An 842-nucleotide genomic window follows, 5' to 3' on the forward strand; every position below is an offset into this window, starting at 1 on the left:
ATTACTGGAACCAACTACACTACATTGGTATTGACAGCAGATTTGGAAATTACTCCTGCAACTATTACAGGAATCACTTTCGAGAATGGTACCTATGTATTTGACGGAACTGAGAAAGCCATTGAAATATCAGGTACGCTTCCGAATGGCACTTCAGTGTCTTATGCCAACAATACCCGAACCAATGCGGGTACGCAGCAAGCAACAGCTACGATTTCAGGTGATAATTATACCACGTTGGTATTGACTGCAGAATTGACCATCACCCCAGTAACAATCACAGGAATCACTTTCGAAGACGGATCCTTTGTATTCGATGAATCTGAGAAAGCCATTGAAATCACAGGCACGCTTCCAAATGGAGCTTCAGTGTCTTATGCCAACAATACCCGAACCAATGCGGGTACGCAGCAAGCAACAGCTACGATTTTAGGTGATAATTATTCCGAATTGGTATTGACAGCAGAGTTGGAAATTACGCCTGCAACTATTACCGGAATCACTCTCGAAGACGGATCTTTTGTATTTGATGAATCGGAGAAAGCCATTGAAATATCAGGTACGCTTCCGAATGGAGCTTCAGTTGCCTATGCTAACAATACCCGAACAAATACGGGCACGCAGCAAGCAACAGCTACCATTACTGGAGCCAACTACACCACATTGGTATTGACAGCAGAGTTGGAAATCACTCCTGCAACTATTACCGGAATCACTTTCGAAGACGGATCCTTTATATTCGATGAATCAGAGAAAGCCATTGAAATTTCAGGTACGCTTCCAAATGGAGCTTCAGTTGCCTATGAAAACAATGGAAGAACAAATGTCGGAAACCAACAGGT

The 842-nt window shown here is 43.0% G+C and carries 1 protein-coding gene; it reads left to right on the forward strand.

The window, feature by feature from the left end; translation table 11 throughout:
- Window positions 1-842 (forward strand): hypothetical protein (locus tag MM213_RS20695; protein ID WP_241414782.1); only part of this gene is annotated, 842 nt, incomplete at both ends.

Origin of the sequence: Belliella alkalica, assembly GCF_022549785.1 — a bacterium.
Lineage (GTDB): Bacteria > Bacteroidota > Bacteroidia > Cytophagales > Cyclobacteriaceae > Belliella > Belliella alkalica.